Annotated in this window: 12 protein-coding genes; 8 read left to right on the top strand and 4 right to left on the bottom strand. The window is 68.5% G+C overall.

All coding sequences use genetic code 11. From position 1 onward, the window contains the following. Positions 1-216: 216 nt before the first annotated feature. A complete protein-coding gene (locus AAN986_RS28100) occupies positions 217-1,185 on the top strand; it encodes a LysR family transcriptional regulator (RefSeq protein ID WP_047219251.1) in 969 nt (322 codons plus the stop codon). A gap of 411 nt (positions 1,186-1,596) precedes the next feature. Here the strand turns inward: AAN986_RS28100 and AAN986_RS28095 are convergent, their stop codons facing one another. Next, positions 1,597-1,869 carry a DUF2061 domain-containing protein gene (locus AAN986_RS28095; protein ID WP_016447220.1) on the bottom strand — a complete coding sequence of 91 codons (273 nt, stop codon included), beginning with the start codon at positions 1,867-1,869 and terminating at the stop codon, positions 1,597-1,599. A gap of 138 nt (positions 1,870-2,007) precedes the next feature. Between AAN986_RS28095 and AAN986_RS28090 the strand changes: the two genes are divergently transcribed. The 5 genes from AAN986_RS28090 to sigJ all read left to right on the top strand — a co-directional run bounded on the left by AAN986_RS28090 (position 2,008) and on the right by sigJ (position 9,043). Beyond that, positions 2,008-5,808 carry a PAS domain S-box protein gene (locus AAN986_RS28090; protein ID WP_047219250.1) on the top strand — a complete coding sequence of 1,267 codons (3,801 nt, stop codon included), beginning with the start codon at positions 2,008-2,010 and terminating at the stop codon, positions 5,806-5,808. Further along, positions 5,805-6,806 carry a two-component system response regulator gene (locus AAN986_RS28085; protein WP_016447218.1) on the top strand — a complete coding sequence of 334 codons (1,002 nt, stop codon included), beginning with the start codon at positions 5,805-5,807 and terminating at the stop codon, positions 6,804-6,806. Before AAN986_RS28090 ends, AAN986_RS28085 begins: the two co-directional genes overlap by 4 nt. Before the next feature lie 87 nt (positions 6,807-6,893). Beyond that, positions 6,894-7,436: a GNAT family N-acetyltransferase gene (locus tag AAN986_RS28080; protein ID WP_043791589.1), complete on the top strand. Its 543-nt coding sequence runs from the start codon at positions 6,894-6,896 to the stop codon at positions 7,434-7,436. A 112-nt stretch (positions 7,437-7,548) separates the two neighbouring features. After that, positions 7,549-8,049, top strand: coding sequence for an NUDIX hydrolase (locus AAN986_RS28075; RefSeq protein ID WP_017407282.1), 501 nt, complete (start codon positions 7,549-7,551; stop codon positions 8,047-8,049). 70 nt (positions 8,050-8,119) lie between these two features. Then, positions 8,120-9,043, top strand: a complete 924-nt coding sequence (gene sigJ, locus AAN986_RS28070; protein ID WP_047219249.1) for an RNA polymerase sigma factor SigJ — start codon at positions 8,120-8,122, stop codon at positions 9,041-9,043. Here the strand turns inward: sigJ and AAN986_RS28065 are convergent, their stop codons facing one another. From AAN986_RS28065 to fur, 3 genes are all read right to left on the bottom strand, one after another. After that, a complete protein-coding gene (locus tag AAN986_RS28065; RefSeq protein ID WP_047219248.1) occupies positions 9,044-10,258 on the bottom strand; it encodes a DUF1501 domain-containing protein in 1,215 nt (404 codons plus the stop codon). Positions 10,259-10,274: 16 nt separating this feature from the next. Further along, entirely contained in the window at positions 10,275-11,852 is a 1,578-nt protein-coding gene (locus AAN986_RS28060) for a DUF1800 domain-containing protein (RefSeq protein ID WP_047219247.1), read from the bottom strand. A gap of 143 nt (positions 11,853-11,995) precedes the next feature. Continuing rightward, positions 11,996-12,421, bottom strand: a complete 426-nt coding sequence (gene fur / locus AAN986_RS28055; protein ID WP_013804774.1) for a ferric iron uptake transcriptional regulator — start codon at positions 12,419-12,421, stop codon at positions 11,996-11,998. A 156-nt stretch (positions 12,422-12,577) separates the two neighbouring features. Between fur and AAN986_RS28050 the strand changes: the two genes are divergently transcribed. Further along, on the top strand, positions 12,578-13,126 hold the full coding sequence (locus AAN986_RS28050) for an outer membrane protein assembly factor BamE (RefSeq protein WP_047219246.1): 549 nt from the start codon (positions 12,578-12,580) through the stop codon (positions 13,124-13,126). A gap of 124 nt (positions 13,127-13,250) precedes the next feature. Then, the gene (gene dapB / locus AAN986_RS28045; protein WP_047219245.1) at positions 13,251-14,087 is read left to right on the top strand and encodes a 4-hydroxy-tetrahydrodipicolinate reductase; all 837 of its coding nucleotides are present in this window, start codon (positions 13,251-13,253) and stop codon (positions 14,085-14,087) included. Positions 14,088-14,100 lie beyond the last annotated feature (13 nt).

Raw genomic sequence — 14,100 nt, 5'->3', positions numbered from 1 at the left:
TGGATCGGCCCATTGTGAGCGCGCTGTTTGATTTCGCGAAGAGCGCGATATCGAGGTTTACTTGCATATTTCTGCAAGTGACCAAGCGCCTGCCGGTCGCGGCATGGCGTGCGCGCATTGGGGGAATCCGTCGCCACTGCCGCCCCGTGGCTCCCCTATAGTGGCTCCCCTGTAGCGGTGGCCATGTCCGGCAAGCACACCGGGAGGCGAATGGCGATGGCGGAATTTTCTCTGGATACCCCTGCGAGCCGCCGGGCACGCGATGGCCGTTCGCGCGCGGCGCTGGGCCAGCTGGGCGACATGGATCTGCGCCTGCTGCGCGTGTTCAAGGCCGTGGTCGAGTGCGGCGGCATGTCGGCTGCCGAGCTGGAGCTGAACATCGGCAGCTCCACGCTGAGCCGCCACATGAAGGACCTGGAAGAGCGCCTGGGCCTGACGCTGTGCCGGCGCGGGCGCGCCGGCTTCGCGCTCACGCCCGAAGGCCACCGCATCTACGAGGCCACGCTGCAGCTGCTGGGCGGCGTGGAGGGGTTTCTGGGCCAGGTGGACGACATCCATGGCCGGCTGGCCGGTACGCTGGACGTGGCGCTGTTCGACAAGACCGTGGGCAATCCGCAGTCACGCATTCCCGAGGCGATAGGCCTGCTGCACGATCAGGCGCCGCAACTGCACCTGCGGCTGCACGTGGCCTCGATACAGGCCATCGAGCGCGGACTGATGGAGGGGCGCTGGCAGGTGGGCGTGCTGCCCTCTGCACCCAGTTCGAGCGCGCTGGACAGTGCCCGGTTGTTCGGCGAGCGCATGCAGCTGTACTGCGCTCCCGGCCATCCGCTGCATGGCGCCGACCATGGCGGGCTGGACTGGGACAGCCTGGGCGCACATGCCTTTGCAGGCCTGGGCTACCAGTCACCCAATATGGCGCTCAGCCACCAGGCCGGCCTGCAGCGCCAGGCCACGGGTTTTGACCAGGAGGCCATTGCCATGCTGGTGCGCTCGGGCCGCTACCTGGGATTTCTGCCCGACCACTACGCACAGGCCATGGAGGGCCAGGGTCTGCTGCAGGCCGTGGCCCCCCACCGGTTCTTCTATCTCTGTGATTTCTTCGCGGTCTGGCGCAGTGCCGTGGTGCCTGGCCGTGCAGCCCGTGTGTTCATCGACGCGCTGCTGGGCGTGCACCGTGAATGAACGGCTTTGCCACAGCCTTGGCAAGAGGAAAATCACAGGTTTGCGAAGAGGCTATGCACAGCTTTTCACACAGCTTGTGCACATATTTTCCAGCGTATGCGCTTGACAATGTTTGGCATTGTGACCGGCGCCGGGGCTTCAGTCCGCCCCGATGCGGTCGAAAGGCATGTATGGATTCCGTGCCGGCCATGGGCCGCACGGGCAGCGCCTTGATACCAACGATTTCGCATTTCCCGGGTTCTTGCCACCATGCGCCGCCATGTCCACCTCTCTTGCCGCCACGGCAGGGCCGGGTTTCAGCCCGTGCCGCCATCGACCATCCTTGCCAGGGTTTCGGTCAGCCAATTGCCGAATGAGGCGTCCGCGCTGAAGGACCGCAGGGGCGTGGGCATGTTCGTGCTCCTGGCGGGTTCAGGCCGCAGCCGCAGTGGCTGCTGCGGGCGGCGCCATGCCGGCGCCCGCGTCGGCACGGCGGCGCAGGCCGCGCTCCCACAGCTTTTCATGGAAGAAGAAGGCCACGGCCTGCACCGTGGGCTCCAGCAGGCTGAGCGTCAGCGCGGCCCAGAGATTGCGGGTCACGGCATAGGCCACGGCCGCTGCCACGGTGACATGGATGACGTAGTAGCTGGCGGTCTTCAACAGCGTGCGTCGGTGGTGGTGAAGGGTCTGGCGGATGCGGCTCATGGGGCTCTCCTCGGGATGAGACTCCATGCTAGGTGCGCGGAATAGTTATGGCCAATCGAAAATGATCATCAAAGTTATAAATACTATCGATGGCCGGCGGTTGCGTGCTGCGGCCTTGTGCCATGCGGGGGGCGCGCCATGAGCTGGGACCAGATTTTCGTGCTCGGCTGGGCGCCGCATCCGCAGTGGTTCCAGTGGCTGCATCCGGGCCTGGTGACGCTGTCGGTGCTGGTGGCCGTGGCCACGTCGGTGATGGCCATGCAGATTGCCGGGCTGGCGCGCGATGCCGCGTCGCCGCGCATACGCCGCGTGGGCGTGCTCACGGGCGCCTTCTGCCTGGGCGCGGGCATCTGGGCCATGCACTTCATCGGCATGCTGGCCTTCGTGCCCTGCACCTTTGGCGACTACGACCCCTGGATCACCACGCTGTCCATGCTGCCCAGCATGCTGGCGTCCTGGCTGGCGCTGACGCTGATGGTGCGGCCGCAGCTGTCCACGCAGGCGCTGGTGGGCGGCGGCGTGCTCATGGGGCTGGGCATTGGCTCCATGCACTACATCGGCATGGCGGCGGCCCAGACCTGGACCTCGATGCTCTACGACCCCTGGGGCGTGCTGCTGTCGGTGATCGTGGCGGCAGGCATGGCCGTGCTGTCGCTGTGGGTGCGCTTCAGGCTGGGCAACACGGGCCGGCTGTGGCCCACGCTGGTGGCCGGCATCGTCATGGGCCTGGCCATTTCCTGCATGCACTATGCGGGCCTGTATGCACTGCGCCTCAAGCCCGAGATCGATGTGCTGGCGCAGGTGGAGTCGCCCACGCACGCGCTGCTGGTGTTCTCCATCGTCGGCATGGTGGTGCTGATCTTCGGTCTGGTGTTCGCGGTCAACATGACGCTGCGCTACCGCCAGATCTACCGCCAGGTGCAGCGCAGCGAATCGCGCCTGCGCGCCGTGGTGGAGACGGCAGTGGACGGCATCGTGATGATCAACGGGCGCGGCAGCATCGTGTCGTTCAACGGCGCGGCCGAGCGGCTGCTGGGCTGGACGGCGCAGGAGGTGGTGGGCCGCAGCGCAAGCCTGCTCATGCCCGCGTCGGGCTGCGATGGCGATGGCGGCTCGCTGCAAAAGCATCTGGCCACGGGCTTTGCGGGCCTACTGGGCTCCAGCCGCGATATCAACGCCATGCACAAGGACGGCACCCAGATCGCCGTGCGCCTGGCCGTGGGGCGGGTGGCGATTGCCGGCGATCCGCTGTACGTGGGCTTTGTGACCGATATCCGCGAGCGCCGCCAGATGCTGCAGTCGCTGCGCCGCAGCGAGGAGCAGTACCGCACCCTGATCAACAACGTGCCCGGCACCACGTTCCGCTGCCTGTACGACGGCAAATGGACGCCGCTGCTGCTCAGCCGCTCCATCGAGGAGTTGACGGGCTGGACCGAGCAGGATTTCACCGATGGCCTCACGGGCTGGGACCGGCTCATCCACGCCGAGGACCGCGACCGGCTGGAGGCTGCGGTGGCGCATTCTCTGGCGCGGCGCCAGACCTACAACGCCGACTACCGCCTGCTGCACCGCGACGGCAGCACGCGCTGGGTGTCCGAGACCGGGCGCGGCGTCTTCAACGAACAGGACGAACTGACCTGGATCGACGGCGTGATCATGGACCAGACGGCGGCGCGCGCGCGCAATGCCGAGTTCGAGGGCACGGTGCGCGCCATCGACCTGTCGCTGGCCACCATCGAGTACGACCTGCGCGGCCATGTGCTGCGCGCCAACCGCAATTTCCTGGACCTGTTCGGCTACCGGCTCGACGAGGTCGCGGGCCGCCACCACGGCATGTTCTGCGAGCCCGGCTATGCGCATTCGCCCGAGCATGTGCAGTTCTGGCGCCGCCTGGCCGAGGGCGAGTTCCAGGCCGGCGAGTTCCTGCGCTGCGGGCACGAGGGGCGGCGCATCTGGGTGCAGGCCACCTACAACCCCATACGTGGTGCCGACGGCCGGCCCTACAAGATCGTCAAGCTGCTCACCGACATCAGCGCCCAGCGCAAGCTGGCCCAGGAGCTGGTGCTGGCCAAGGAGCATGCCGAAGCCGCGGCCGCCGCGCGCAGCACCTTCCTGGCCAACATGAGCCACGAGATCCGCACGCCCATGAACGCCATCATCGGCTTCACCGAGGCGTTGCGCGAAACCGCGCTGCAGCCCACGCAGGCGCGCTACCTGGACACGGTGCACTACGCGGCGCGCTCCATGCTGCGCCTGCTCAACGACATCCTGGACACGGCCAAGCTCGACAAGGGCGCGGTGGAGCTGGAGATAGAGGACTTCTCGGTGCGCGAGCTGTGCCAGCAGATCCTGGCATCGCTGCGCATCACGGCCGATCGCAAGGGCCTGGACCTGCGCCTGGACTACGACCCGCACACGCCGGCCGCGCTGCGCGGCGACGGCATGCGTGTGCAGCAGATCCTGGTGAACCTGCTGGGCAATGCCGTGAAGTTCACCGAACGCGGCCATGTGCTGCTGCGCGTGCGCTACGAGCAGGGCGTGCTCCAGCTCGATGTGCATGACACGGGCATAGGCATCGCGGCCGAGAAGATCCACCGCATCTTCGACCCCTTTGCCCAGGCCGACGCCTCGACCACGCGGCGTTTCGGCGGCACGGGCCTGGGCACGACCATCTCGCGCCAGCTGGCCGAACTCATGGGCGGCAGCATCCAGCTGCACAGCACGGTGGGCGTGGGCACGGTGTTCGAGGTGCGCCTGCCCCTGCCGGTCGGCGAGAGCCCGCTGTCCGAGCGCGGGGCGGCCAGCCGCGGCCTGCCGCCGCTGCACATCCTGGCCGTGGACGATGTGCCCGAGAACCTGGAGCTGCTGCAGATCAACTTCTCCAGCCAGAACCACCAGATGGTGCTGGCCCACGACGGTGCCGAGGCGCTGCGCTGCGTGCAGGCGCAGGAGCCTCCTTTCGACGTGGTGCTGATGGACCTGCAGATGCCGGGCATGGACGGCCTGGCGGCGGCGCGCGCCATCCGTGTCTGGGAGCGGCAGCTGCAGCGCCGGCCCGTGCCCATCGTCGCGCTGTCGGCCAGCGTGCTGGAGAAGGACCGCAGCGACGCCACCGCCGCCGGCATGGACGGCTTTGCCTCCAAGCCGCTGGACATGGCGCGGCTGCAGGCCGAGATCGCACGCCTGCTGTCGCTGCAGGTGGCGCTCAAGGAGGCCAGGCCGCCCGCGCCCGCCAGCGCCCAGCCGGGGCTGCCTGATGTCACGGTGGACTGGGCCTCGGGCATTGCGCTGTGGGGCCGGGTCGATCCGCTGGTGGCCGCCATTCGGCGTTTCCTCAACGAACAGCTGGACCTGGCCGACCGCCTGCGCCGTGCCCTGCAGCGCCCCGGACCCGAGGCCTTGATCGGCCTGGCGCACCGCGTGCGCGGCGCGGCCGGCAACCTGGGCCTGCAGGCCGTGTACCGGCTGGCATCGCGCCTGGAAGGCCTGGCGCAGGAGGGCGCCGGGCAGCCGCAGCTGCTTGCCCTCATCGACCAGCTGCACCAGGCGCTGGATGCCGTAGCGCGCGAGCTGCGCCAGCGCCACCCGGCCGCCATGCCGATGACCGAGGCGCAGGGGGCGGCATCGGGCGAGGCGCCGGGCCAGGCGCAGGGCCAGGCGCAGGGCCATGCGTGGACGCAGGCCGACGGCGATGCGGCGCCCCAGGCGGGCGCACCCGCCCTGCCTGCCGATGCCCGGCCCTGGCTGGAGCGCATCGTGGCAGCCTTGCACAGCGGGGAGCTGGACGGGCAGGCCATGCAGGCCCTCGTGCGCATGCTGACGGCCGAACAGCTTCAGCCGCTGCAGCAGGCACTGGATAATTTCGACTTCGAGCGCGCGCAGGAATGCGCCCAGCAGTTGCAGCAGCAACTGCCCTCGAACGATGGAGACAGAGCATGAATGCGCCCAATCTATTGGCAACGGACAAGCGCCCGCGCCTGCTGCTGGTCGATGACGACCCGACCAACCTGCATGTGCTGCGCCAGATCCTGGGCGAGGATTACCGGCTCTCGTTCGCCACGGACGGGCGCAAGGCTCTGCAGCTGGCCCAGCACCAGCCGGACCTGATCCTGCTGGACATCATGATGCCCGAGCTGGACGGCTACGCCGTGTGCCGCCAGCTCAAGGCGCAGGCCGACACGGCCCGCATCCCGGTGATCTTCATCACGGCCCTGTCGGACGGACAGGACGAGGCCCTGGGCTTTGCCTCGGGCGCGGTGGACTACATCGTCAAGCCCGTGCGCGCGCCCGTGGTGCGGGCGCGGGTGCGCAACCACCTGTCGCTGGTCAAGCTCGACGAGCTGCGCAGCACGCGGCTGCAGATCGTGCAGCGCCTGGGCCGCGCGGCCGAGTACCGCGACAACGAAACCGGCATGCATGTGATCCGCATGAGCCACTACGCAAAGACGTTGGCGCTGGCGGCCGGCTGCACCGACGAGTGGGCGGACGACCTGCTCAACGCCGCGCCCATGCACGATGTGGGCAAGATCGGCATCCCCGACGCCATCCTGCTCAAGAACGGCCCGCTGACGGCCGAGGAATGGACCGTCATGCGTCGCCATCCGCAGATCGGCGCCGAGATCATCGGCGAGCACGATTCCCAGGTGCTGCAGATGGCCTACAGCATCGCGCTGACCCACCACGAGAAATGGGACGGCACGGGCTATCCGCAGGGCCTGGCGGGCGAGGACATCCCGCTGGCCTCGCGCATCGTGGCCGTGGCCGACGTGTTCGATGCCCTCACCACGGAACGCCCCTACAAGCACGCGTGGACGGTGGACGACGCCATGGATCACATAGAGCAGCAGGCCGGCGCCCACTTCGACCCGCGCCTGGTGCCGCTGTTCATCGGCCTGCGCCCGCAGCTGGAAGACATACGCGAGCGCTGGAAGGATTGACGGGGAACCGATTCCGGCAGGGTGCGCCGGGGCTTGGGCAATCGCTTACCCTGGGCGGCCTGTCTCCGGCACCTGCCTGTCCTGCCCATGTCTTGTTCGCCTTCTCCCTCCTCTTCCTTGCCTGCCGCTGACCGCTTCCATGTCCGCGCACTGACCGCCGCCGACCTGCCCGGTCTGCTGGACATCCAGCGGGCCTGCTATGGCGAGGACTATGCCGAGAGCGGCGAGGTCTTTGCGCGGCGCCTGGCCGGCACGGCCCATTGCTCGCTGGCACTGGAGCAGGACGGCCGTGTGCGAGCCTATCTCGCGGCCTACCGCAGCCTCATGGCCAAGATCACGCCGCTGCACGGTGACTTCGAGGCCGTCGAGCAGGCCGACACCCTGTACCTGCACGACATGGCCGTGCACCCCGAGGCCGCAGGCCAGGGCCTGGCCCGTGCGCTGCTGGCTCCGCTGTGGGAGCGGGCGCGCGCCGAGGGCCTGCGCCACACGGCCCTGGTGTCGGTGCAGGGCTCGCGCGGCTACTGGGAGCGCCATGGCTATGCCGTGCAGGCGTTGACCGATCCGCTGCAGCAGCAGCGCCTGGTGAGCTACGGCGACGGTGCGCTGTACATGGCCCGGCCGCTGTAGGGCGGTGCTATGGGGCGCTACAGGGTGCTACAGGGCGCCCTGTCGCGTGGTGGTCTGCAAGGCGCGGTGATGGGGTTTTTGGCCGGGGACGGGCCGGCCGCCTCTGGTCATAATGCGCGCCATGCCCGATCGCTGGAAACCCAATGTCACTGTGGCGGCCATCATTGAGCGCGATGGCCGTTTTCTGCTGGTGGAAGAAGACACGGCCGATGGCGTGCGCTACAACACCCCCGCCGGCCATCTCGACCCTGCCGAGTCGCCCATCACCGCCTGTGTGCGCGAGGTCGATGAGGAGACGGCGCACGACTTCGTGCCCACGGCCCTGGTCGGCGTCTACCTGAACCGCTTCGTTCGCACGCGCACCGGCTCCGACATCACCTATCTGCGCTTTGCCTTCACGGGCGAGCTGGGTGACTTCCGGGCCGGCCAGCCGCTGGACGACGGCATCATCCGCACGGTCTGGATGACGCTGGACGAACTCAAGGCCTGCACCGCCCAGCACCGCAGTCCGCTGGTGATGCAAAGCATAGAGGACTACCTGGCCGGCCGCCGCTACCCGCTGGAGCTGATCCACACCGATCCCAGCGTGCTGCAGGCTCCGCAGCCCCACTGAGTCACCAAGGCACCGAGCACCATGCCGGCCCTGTCTGTCACACAACGCCACGCTCCCGCGTCTTGATGGCATGCAGACCTCCTCCGCCACCGACGATCCCCTGGCCCTGTTCGAGCGCCACCGCCCGCGCCTGTTCGGCCTGGCCTACCGCATGCTCGGCCAGCGCGCCGATGCCGAGGACCTGGTCCAGGAGGCCTGGCTGCGCTGGCATGGCGCCGAGCGCGCCGGCATAGAGCAGCCCGAGGCCTGGCTGGTCTCCGTGACCACGCGCCTGGCCATAGACCGGCTGCGCCGCCTGCGCGCCGAGCGCGAGCACTACCAGGGCTTCTGGCTGCCCGAGCCCCTGGTCCAGCCCTGGGCCGAGGAGTCCGCACCCTCGGCCGAAGACCTGCTGGAGCGTGCCCACGACGTGTCCACGGCGCTGATGTTCGTGCTCGAGCAGCTCACGCCCGACGAGCGCGCCGCCTTTTTGCTGCGCGAGGTCTTCGATGCCGACTATGCCGAGGTGGCCCAGGCCCTGGGCCGCAGCGAGGCCGCCTGCCGCCAGCTCGTGCACCGCGCCCGCACCCATGTTCAGGCCGGCCGCCCGCGCTTTGCGGCGCCGCCCGAGGCCCATGCCGCGCTGCTGCAGCGCTTTGCGCAGGCCGTGCAGGGTGGGGACTTTGCGCAGATCCAGGCGCTGTTCGCGCCCGATGCCGAACTCATCAGCGACGGCGGCGGCAAGGTGCCCTCGTTCGGCCGCGTGCTGGAGACCGGCCGGCGCCTGGCCCTGCTGTACTTCGCCACCACGCGCCGCATGCGGCGCAACGGCCAGCGCCAGACCCTGCACCTGGCTCGCATCAACGGCCTGCCGGGCCTGCTGCGCTGCATCGACGGCGAGCTGGAATCCGTGCAGACGCTGCTGGTCGAAGACGGCCTGATCCGCCGCATCTACACGCTGCGCAATCCCGACAAGCTGTCCGGCGTGCCAGTGCCGCCGCAGGCGCTGCCGTAGTCAGACGAGTTGCAGGTCGCGGGGCGTCGCGCCTTCGAAGACACGCTGCAGTTGGGCCGGGCTCAATCCATACATGCGCTGGAACAGGCCGCCCAGCACGGCGCGGTACTCGTTGAGCACGGGATGGTCGCGGTTCTGGAACAGGTTTTTCTGGCTGACCTCGACCTGCTCGCCCACGATGCGCCCGCCAGCGCGCGAGGACAGCCCGCCGCCCAGCAGCCAGTAGGTCGTGCCGTGGCCGTGGTCCGTGCCCTTGTTGCCGTTCTCGCGGAAGGTGCGGCCGAACTCGCTGATCACCACCACCACCGTATGCCGCCAGGCCTCGGGGCCGATCTCCTGGGCAAAGCCGGCCAGGCCCCGGCCCAGCTCGTCCAGCCGCCCGGCCAGCGCGCCCGTGGCGCCGCCCTGGGCCACATGCGTGTCCCAGCCTCCCACATCGACGAAGCCCAGGTCGAAGCGATCGCGCATCAGGGCCGCCATGCGCTGCGCCACCAGGGCAAAGCCGCGTGCGCTGATGGCATTGCGCCCGGCCTGGTCCATTTCCTCCTGCACGCTGCGCTGCACGGCATCACGCACCGCAAAGCCCTCCTGCACGGCCGGGCCCAGGGCCGTGCCCGCATACATGGCGGCAATGGCCTGGCTGCGGCGATCGTCCAGGCCGCCCTTGCCCACGGATGCCAGCGCCATGTTGGCGGCCGGCAGGCTGCCGCGCAGCAGCAGCGGAAGCTGGGGCGTGAAGGCCATGGGCGATACCGCCGTGCGGCCATCCTGTCCCAGCACCTGGGCCAGCCGGTTCAGAAAGCCCGACTGGTAGCTGCGGCGCCCGTCCAGGCCCTGGCCCAGCTCGATGGAGTCCTGCGTCTCGAAATGGCTGCGCGACAGGTCGTGCGTGCCTGCAAAGGGCACGAAGCAGGCCTGGCCGGCCTGGAACAGCGGATGGATGCTGTCCTCCAGCATCGGGTGCAGGCCCCAGCGGCCATCCAGCGCCAGCGCGCCGCCGGCCTCGCCGGGACGGGGGATGGCAATGCTGGGACGGGCCTCGTAGTAGAAGTCGCTGTGCGTGGGCACCAGCAGACTGTTGCAGTCATAGGCACCGCGCAGAAACACCAGCAGCAGGCGCGGCGTGGCTGGCTGGAGGGCGGCCGCCTGCAGCCGGCCCAGGTGGGCGGCAAAGGGCAGGGCCGATGCCATGGTCAGGAAGTGGCGTCGCTGCATGGAAAGTCTCCGGGGTTCAGCGGAACATCATCTCGGGTGCGGACAGGAAGTAGGTATTCCAGTCCGCCGGATTGCGGGCCTGGGCCAGTGCCGCCTGCGTGGCCTGGCTCCACTGGGGCAGGCGCTGGCGCACGCTGGCCCGTTCCGACAGCATGGGGTAGGGCGGCTTCTCCAGCGCCTCCTTGGGGTCGGCGCGAAACAGCACGGCGCTGCGCGTGGCGATCTGGCGCGCCACCTCGAAGCGTGCCGCCATCTGGCCCGAACTGGCCCAGTCGGACTGCATCTGCGGATAGCCGTCCGGCGTCTCATGCGCGTAGAGGTTCTGGCCCAGCCGGTTGATCCAGCCCAGCACGGGCGCCACGTCGGCCGCCACGCGCTGGTCCACCGACAGCCGCGTGGCGGCCAGCACGTAGTGCAGCGGATCGCGGAACTTGCGGCCAAAGCGCGCGGCCTCCGGATCGGTCAGCAGCGCCGCCACGGTGGCTGCGATGTCGCCCCGGCTGCGCGTGAAGGCCTGTGCCGTGCGCTGCACCAGGGCCGGCGGCGGATCGTCGGCAATGAAGAACACCGCCAGCTTGTGCGCGATGAACTGCGCGGTGGCCGGCGCGGCGACGATGCGGTCCAGCGCCTCCTGGACCTCGGCCATGCCGCGTGCCTGCAGGGGCTGGCCCAGGAAGGTCTTGGCTCCGTAGTCGTGCCGGTTGGGATTGAACTCGAAGAATCCCGAGCGCAGGTAGTCGCCCTGGCGCCCGCCGCGCATGCGCGGCGGCGCCGTGCCGGCCGGCTGCAGATTGATGCCCACGCCTGTCAGGATGCGCGCCATCTCCTGCACGTCGGCCTGGGTGTAGCCGCTGCCCACGCCCATGGTGTGCAGCTCCAGCAGCTCGCGCGCGTAGTTTTCGTTGATGCGGCCCGCCGCATTGCTGGCGTTGTCCAGGTAGCGCAGCATGGCCGGGTGGCACAGCGAGGCCTCCAGCAGGCTGCGGAAACTGCCCAGCGCATGCGGGCGTATGGCCTGCTCCTCGTAGTCGCCCACCCAGGCGCGGATATCGGCCTTGCGCAGGCTGACGCTGAAATGGTTCATCCAGAACCAGGTCATCTGCTCTTGCAGCTGTGCCGGCGAGTACAGCGCGCGGATCACGAAGCGCTTCTGGGCATCGCTGCCCAGCTGGTTCAGCGTGCGCTGGTAGGCCTGCTGCCGCGCGGCCTTTTCATCGGCCGATGCGGCGTCCTGCACGGCCTTGCGCTGGTCGCCCAGCTCCAGCAGAACCTGGTCCATGGGGCGCTGGCTGATGCCCAGCCCATCAATGCGCTGCTGCGCCTGCGCAGGCAGCGGCTGAGGCACCGGCTGCAGTTGCCGTGCCAGCCAGGCCTTGAGGCCCAGGCGCTGCAGCTGCGCATCCTCGCTGTCGGTGGCGCCCCAGGTGACGCGGTCCAGCCATTGCTGGCGCTGCGCGGCGGTGAGCGGTGCCTCGGCCACTCCCTGCAGCGCGGCCGCTGCGGACGACGGCGGGGCCTGCAAGGGCGCACAGCCTGTGGCCAGGACGATGGCGGAGAAAGTGAGAGCGATGGCGAACGGCGAAGTGCGGCGCATGGTGTCTCGGTGGGTAGGGGGCATCCATTGGACGCCAGCATCCTCCACCCATGTGCTTCGCCCTGTAAAGCGCCGGTAGCAAAAAGTAAAAGGCAAAAAAAAGCGGAGTGTGAAGCACTCCGCTTTTTCTGAGGGACCCTGCCTTATTTGCTGGGCCGGCTCGCGCATTCAGCGCACTGTCCGTACAGGGCCATCGAATGGTCCTGGATCACCCAGCCCTTGGCCTTGGCGATCAGGTTCTGGCGCTTTTCGATATCGGGATCGTAGAACTCTTCGACCTTGCCGCAGCTGGTGCAGACAAAGTGGTCGTGGTGCTGGCCTTCATTGAGCTCGTAGACGGCCTTGCCGCTCTCGAAATTGCTGCGGATGAGGATGCCTGCCTGCTCGAACTGCGTGAGCACGCGGTAGACCGTGGCCAGGCCGATGTCCGAACGCTCGTCCAGCAGCACGCGGAACACGTCTTCGGCCGTCATGTGGCGTTGCGCACCCGTCTGGAAGATCTCCAGGATCTTCAGGCGGGGCAGCGTGGCCTTCAGGCCGGTACTCTTGAGTTCGTCGATGTTCTTCATGTCTGGGTCTTTGGCAGAGACTGCCCGCTGGACTGCCACCATGGCAGGCGCGGGGCGGCGAACAAAATGGCCCTGGTGCCAGGGGCGTCGCATGATCGCAAGCCCTAGGGACCAGCCGCTACAATGATCCACGATCATATCCCTATGCTGATACCAATGCATGTTCAAGCCCGTTGCCGCACGAGTGCGGCCCTGATGCTGTCGATCGGGGTGGCGCTGGCAGGCTGCAGCAGCCTCGATGGCGCCGCGCACCGAGTCGCCAATGTCGTCACTCCCTACAAGGTCGAGGTCGTCCAAGGCAACTTCGTCTCCCGCGAACAGGTCGAGGCCCTGCAGCCCGGCATGAGCCGCCAGCAGGTGCGTGACATCCTCGGCACGCCGCTGGTCACCAGCGTATTCCACGCCGACCGCTGGGAATATGTGTTCACCATCAAGCGTCCCGGCGTCGATTCCCAGGTGCGCAAGCTGACCGTCTTCTTCAACGGCGACCTGTTCGCCCGCTCCGAAGGCGACGAGATGCCCACCGAGGCCGAATTCGTCGCCAGCCTGGGCTCCAAGAAGAAGCTGGGCAAGATTCCTCAGCTGGAAGCCAGCGAGGAGCAGCTGTCCAAGTTCCCCGCTGCCAAGCCGGTCGAAGAGCCCGTGGCCGCCGAGCCGCCGCCCGCGGCGGCCAGCTATCCGCCACTGGAGCCCGGCGCCCGCTGATATCGCCGCCCGCGCGCCGCAAGGCATGCGGGCGTTTTTCCGTGGATGGCGGCTGCCGCGGTGCCTGCCGTGCGCCCGGGCAGTCCACTTTCCACGCATTGAGCCTTTGCATCTCTTTCCCGACATGAACGCCACGACCGCCACTTCCTCCAGCAACAACCAGCGCCTGCGCGTGGCCGTGGCCGGCGCCTCCGGCCGCATGGGCCGCATGCTGATCGAGGCCATCGCGCAAAGCGATGACCTTGCGCTGACCGCCGCGCTGGACCGTCCCGACAGCCCTGCGCTGGGCACCGATCCCTCGGCCTTCCTGGGCCTGGCCAGCGGCATCGTCATCGAAAGCGATGTGCGCGTCGCGCTGTCCAAGGCCGACTGCCTGATCGACTTCACGCGCCCCGAGGGCACGTTGGAGCACCTGGCCATCTGCGCCGAACTGGGCGTCAGGCTGGTCATCGGCACCACGGGCTTCAGCGACGAGCAAAAGGCCCGCATCGCCGAGTACGCCCAGCGCACGGCCGTGGTGCTGTCGCCCAACATGAGCGTGGGCGTGAACGTGACCTTCAAGCTGCTGGAGATGGCGGCCAAGGCCCTGTCCAGCGGCTACGACATCGAGATCGTCGAGGCCCACCACCGCCACAAGGTGGATGCGCCTTCGGGCACCGCCCTCAAGATGGGCGAGGTCATCGCCGAAGCCCAGGGCACGAAGCTGGCCGACCGCGCCGTCTACGAGCGCTTCGGCCACACCGGTGCGCGCGAGGACAACACCATCGGCTTTGCCACCGTGCGCGGTGGCGACATCATCGGCGACCACACGGTGCTGTTTGCGGGCACGGGCGAGCGCATCGAGATCTCGCACAAGTCCAGCAGCCGTGCCGGCTATGCCCAGGGCAGCCTGCGTGCCGCGCGCTTCCTGGCGGGCAAGACCAGCGGCCAGTACGACATGTACGCCGTATTGGGCCTGTGACGAGGCTCGCAGC

Origin of the sequence: Delftia sp. DS1230 (genome assembly GCF_040112715.1) — a bacterium.
GTDB classification, from domain to species: Bacteria; Pseudomonadota; Gammaproteobacteria; order Burkholderiales; family Burkholderiaceae_C; genus Comamonas; species Comamonas tsuruhatensis.
The sequence above is the reverse complement of the archived record's forward strand: the minus strand, read 5'-3'. Positions and strand labels throughout refer to the sequence as shown.

Bases quoted from the DNA above. Each gene is read 5' to 3' on its own strand.
- AAN986_RS28100 (WP_047219251.1), top strand. From the start codon at position 217: ATGGCGGAATTTTCTCTGGATACCCCTGCGAGCCGCCGGGCACGCGAT.
- AAN986_RS28095 (WP_016447220.1), bottom strand. From the start codon at position 1,869: ATGAGCCGCATCCGCCAGACCCTTCACCACCACCGACGCACGCTGTTG.
- AAN986_RS28090 (WP_047219250.1), top strand. From the start codon at position 2,008: ATGAGCTGGGACCAGATTTTCGTGCTCGGCTGGGCGCCGCATCCGCAG.
- AAN986_RS28085 (WP_016447218.1), top strand. From the start codon at position 5,805: ATGAATGCGCCCAATCTATTGGCAACGGACAAGCGCCCGCGCCTGCTG.
- AAN986_RS28080 (WP_043791589.1), top strand. From the start codon at position 6,894: ATGTCTTGTTCGCCTTCTCCCTCCTCTTCCTTGCCTGCCGCTGACCGC.
- AAN986_RS28075 (WP_017407282.1), top strand. From the start codon at position 7,549: ATGCGCGCCATGCCCGATCGCTGGAAACCCAATGTCACTGTGGCGGCC.
- sigJ (WP_047219249.1), top strand. From the start codon at position 8,120: ATGCAGACCTCCTCCGCCACCGACGATCCCCTGGCCCTGTTCGAGCGC.
- AAN986_RS28065 (WP_047219248.1), bottom strand. From the start codon at position 10,258: ATGCAGCGACGCCACTTCCTGACCATGGCATCGGCCCTGCCCTTTGCC.
- AAN986_RS28060 (WP_047219247.1), bottom strand. From the start codon at position 11,852: ATGCGCCGCACTTCGCCGTTCGCCATCGCTCTCACTTTCTCCGCCATC.
- fur (WP_013804774.1), bottom strand. From the start codon at position 12,421: ATGAAGAACATCGACGAACTCAAGAGTACCGGCCTGAAGGCCACGCTG.
- AAN986_RS28050 (WP_047219246.1), top strand. From the start codon at position 12,578: ATGCATGTTCAAGCCCGTTGCCGCACGAGTGCGGCCCTGATGCTGTCG.
- dapB (WP_047219245.1), top strand. From the start codon at position 13,251: ATGAACGCCACGACCGCCACTTCCTCCAGCAACAACCAGCGCCTGCGC.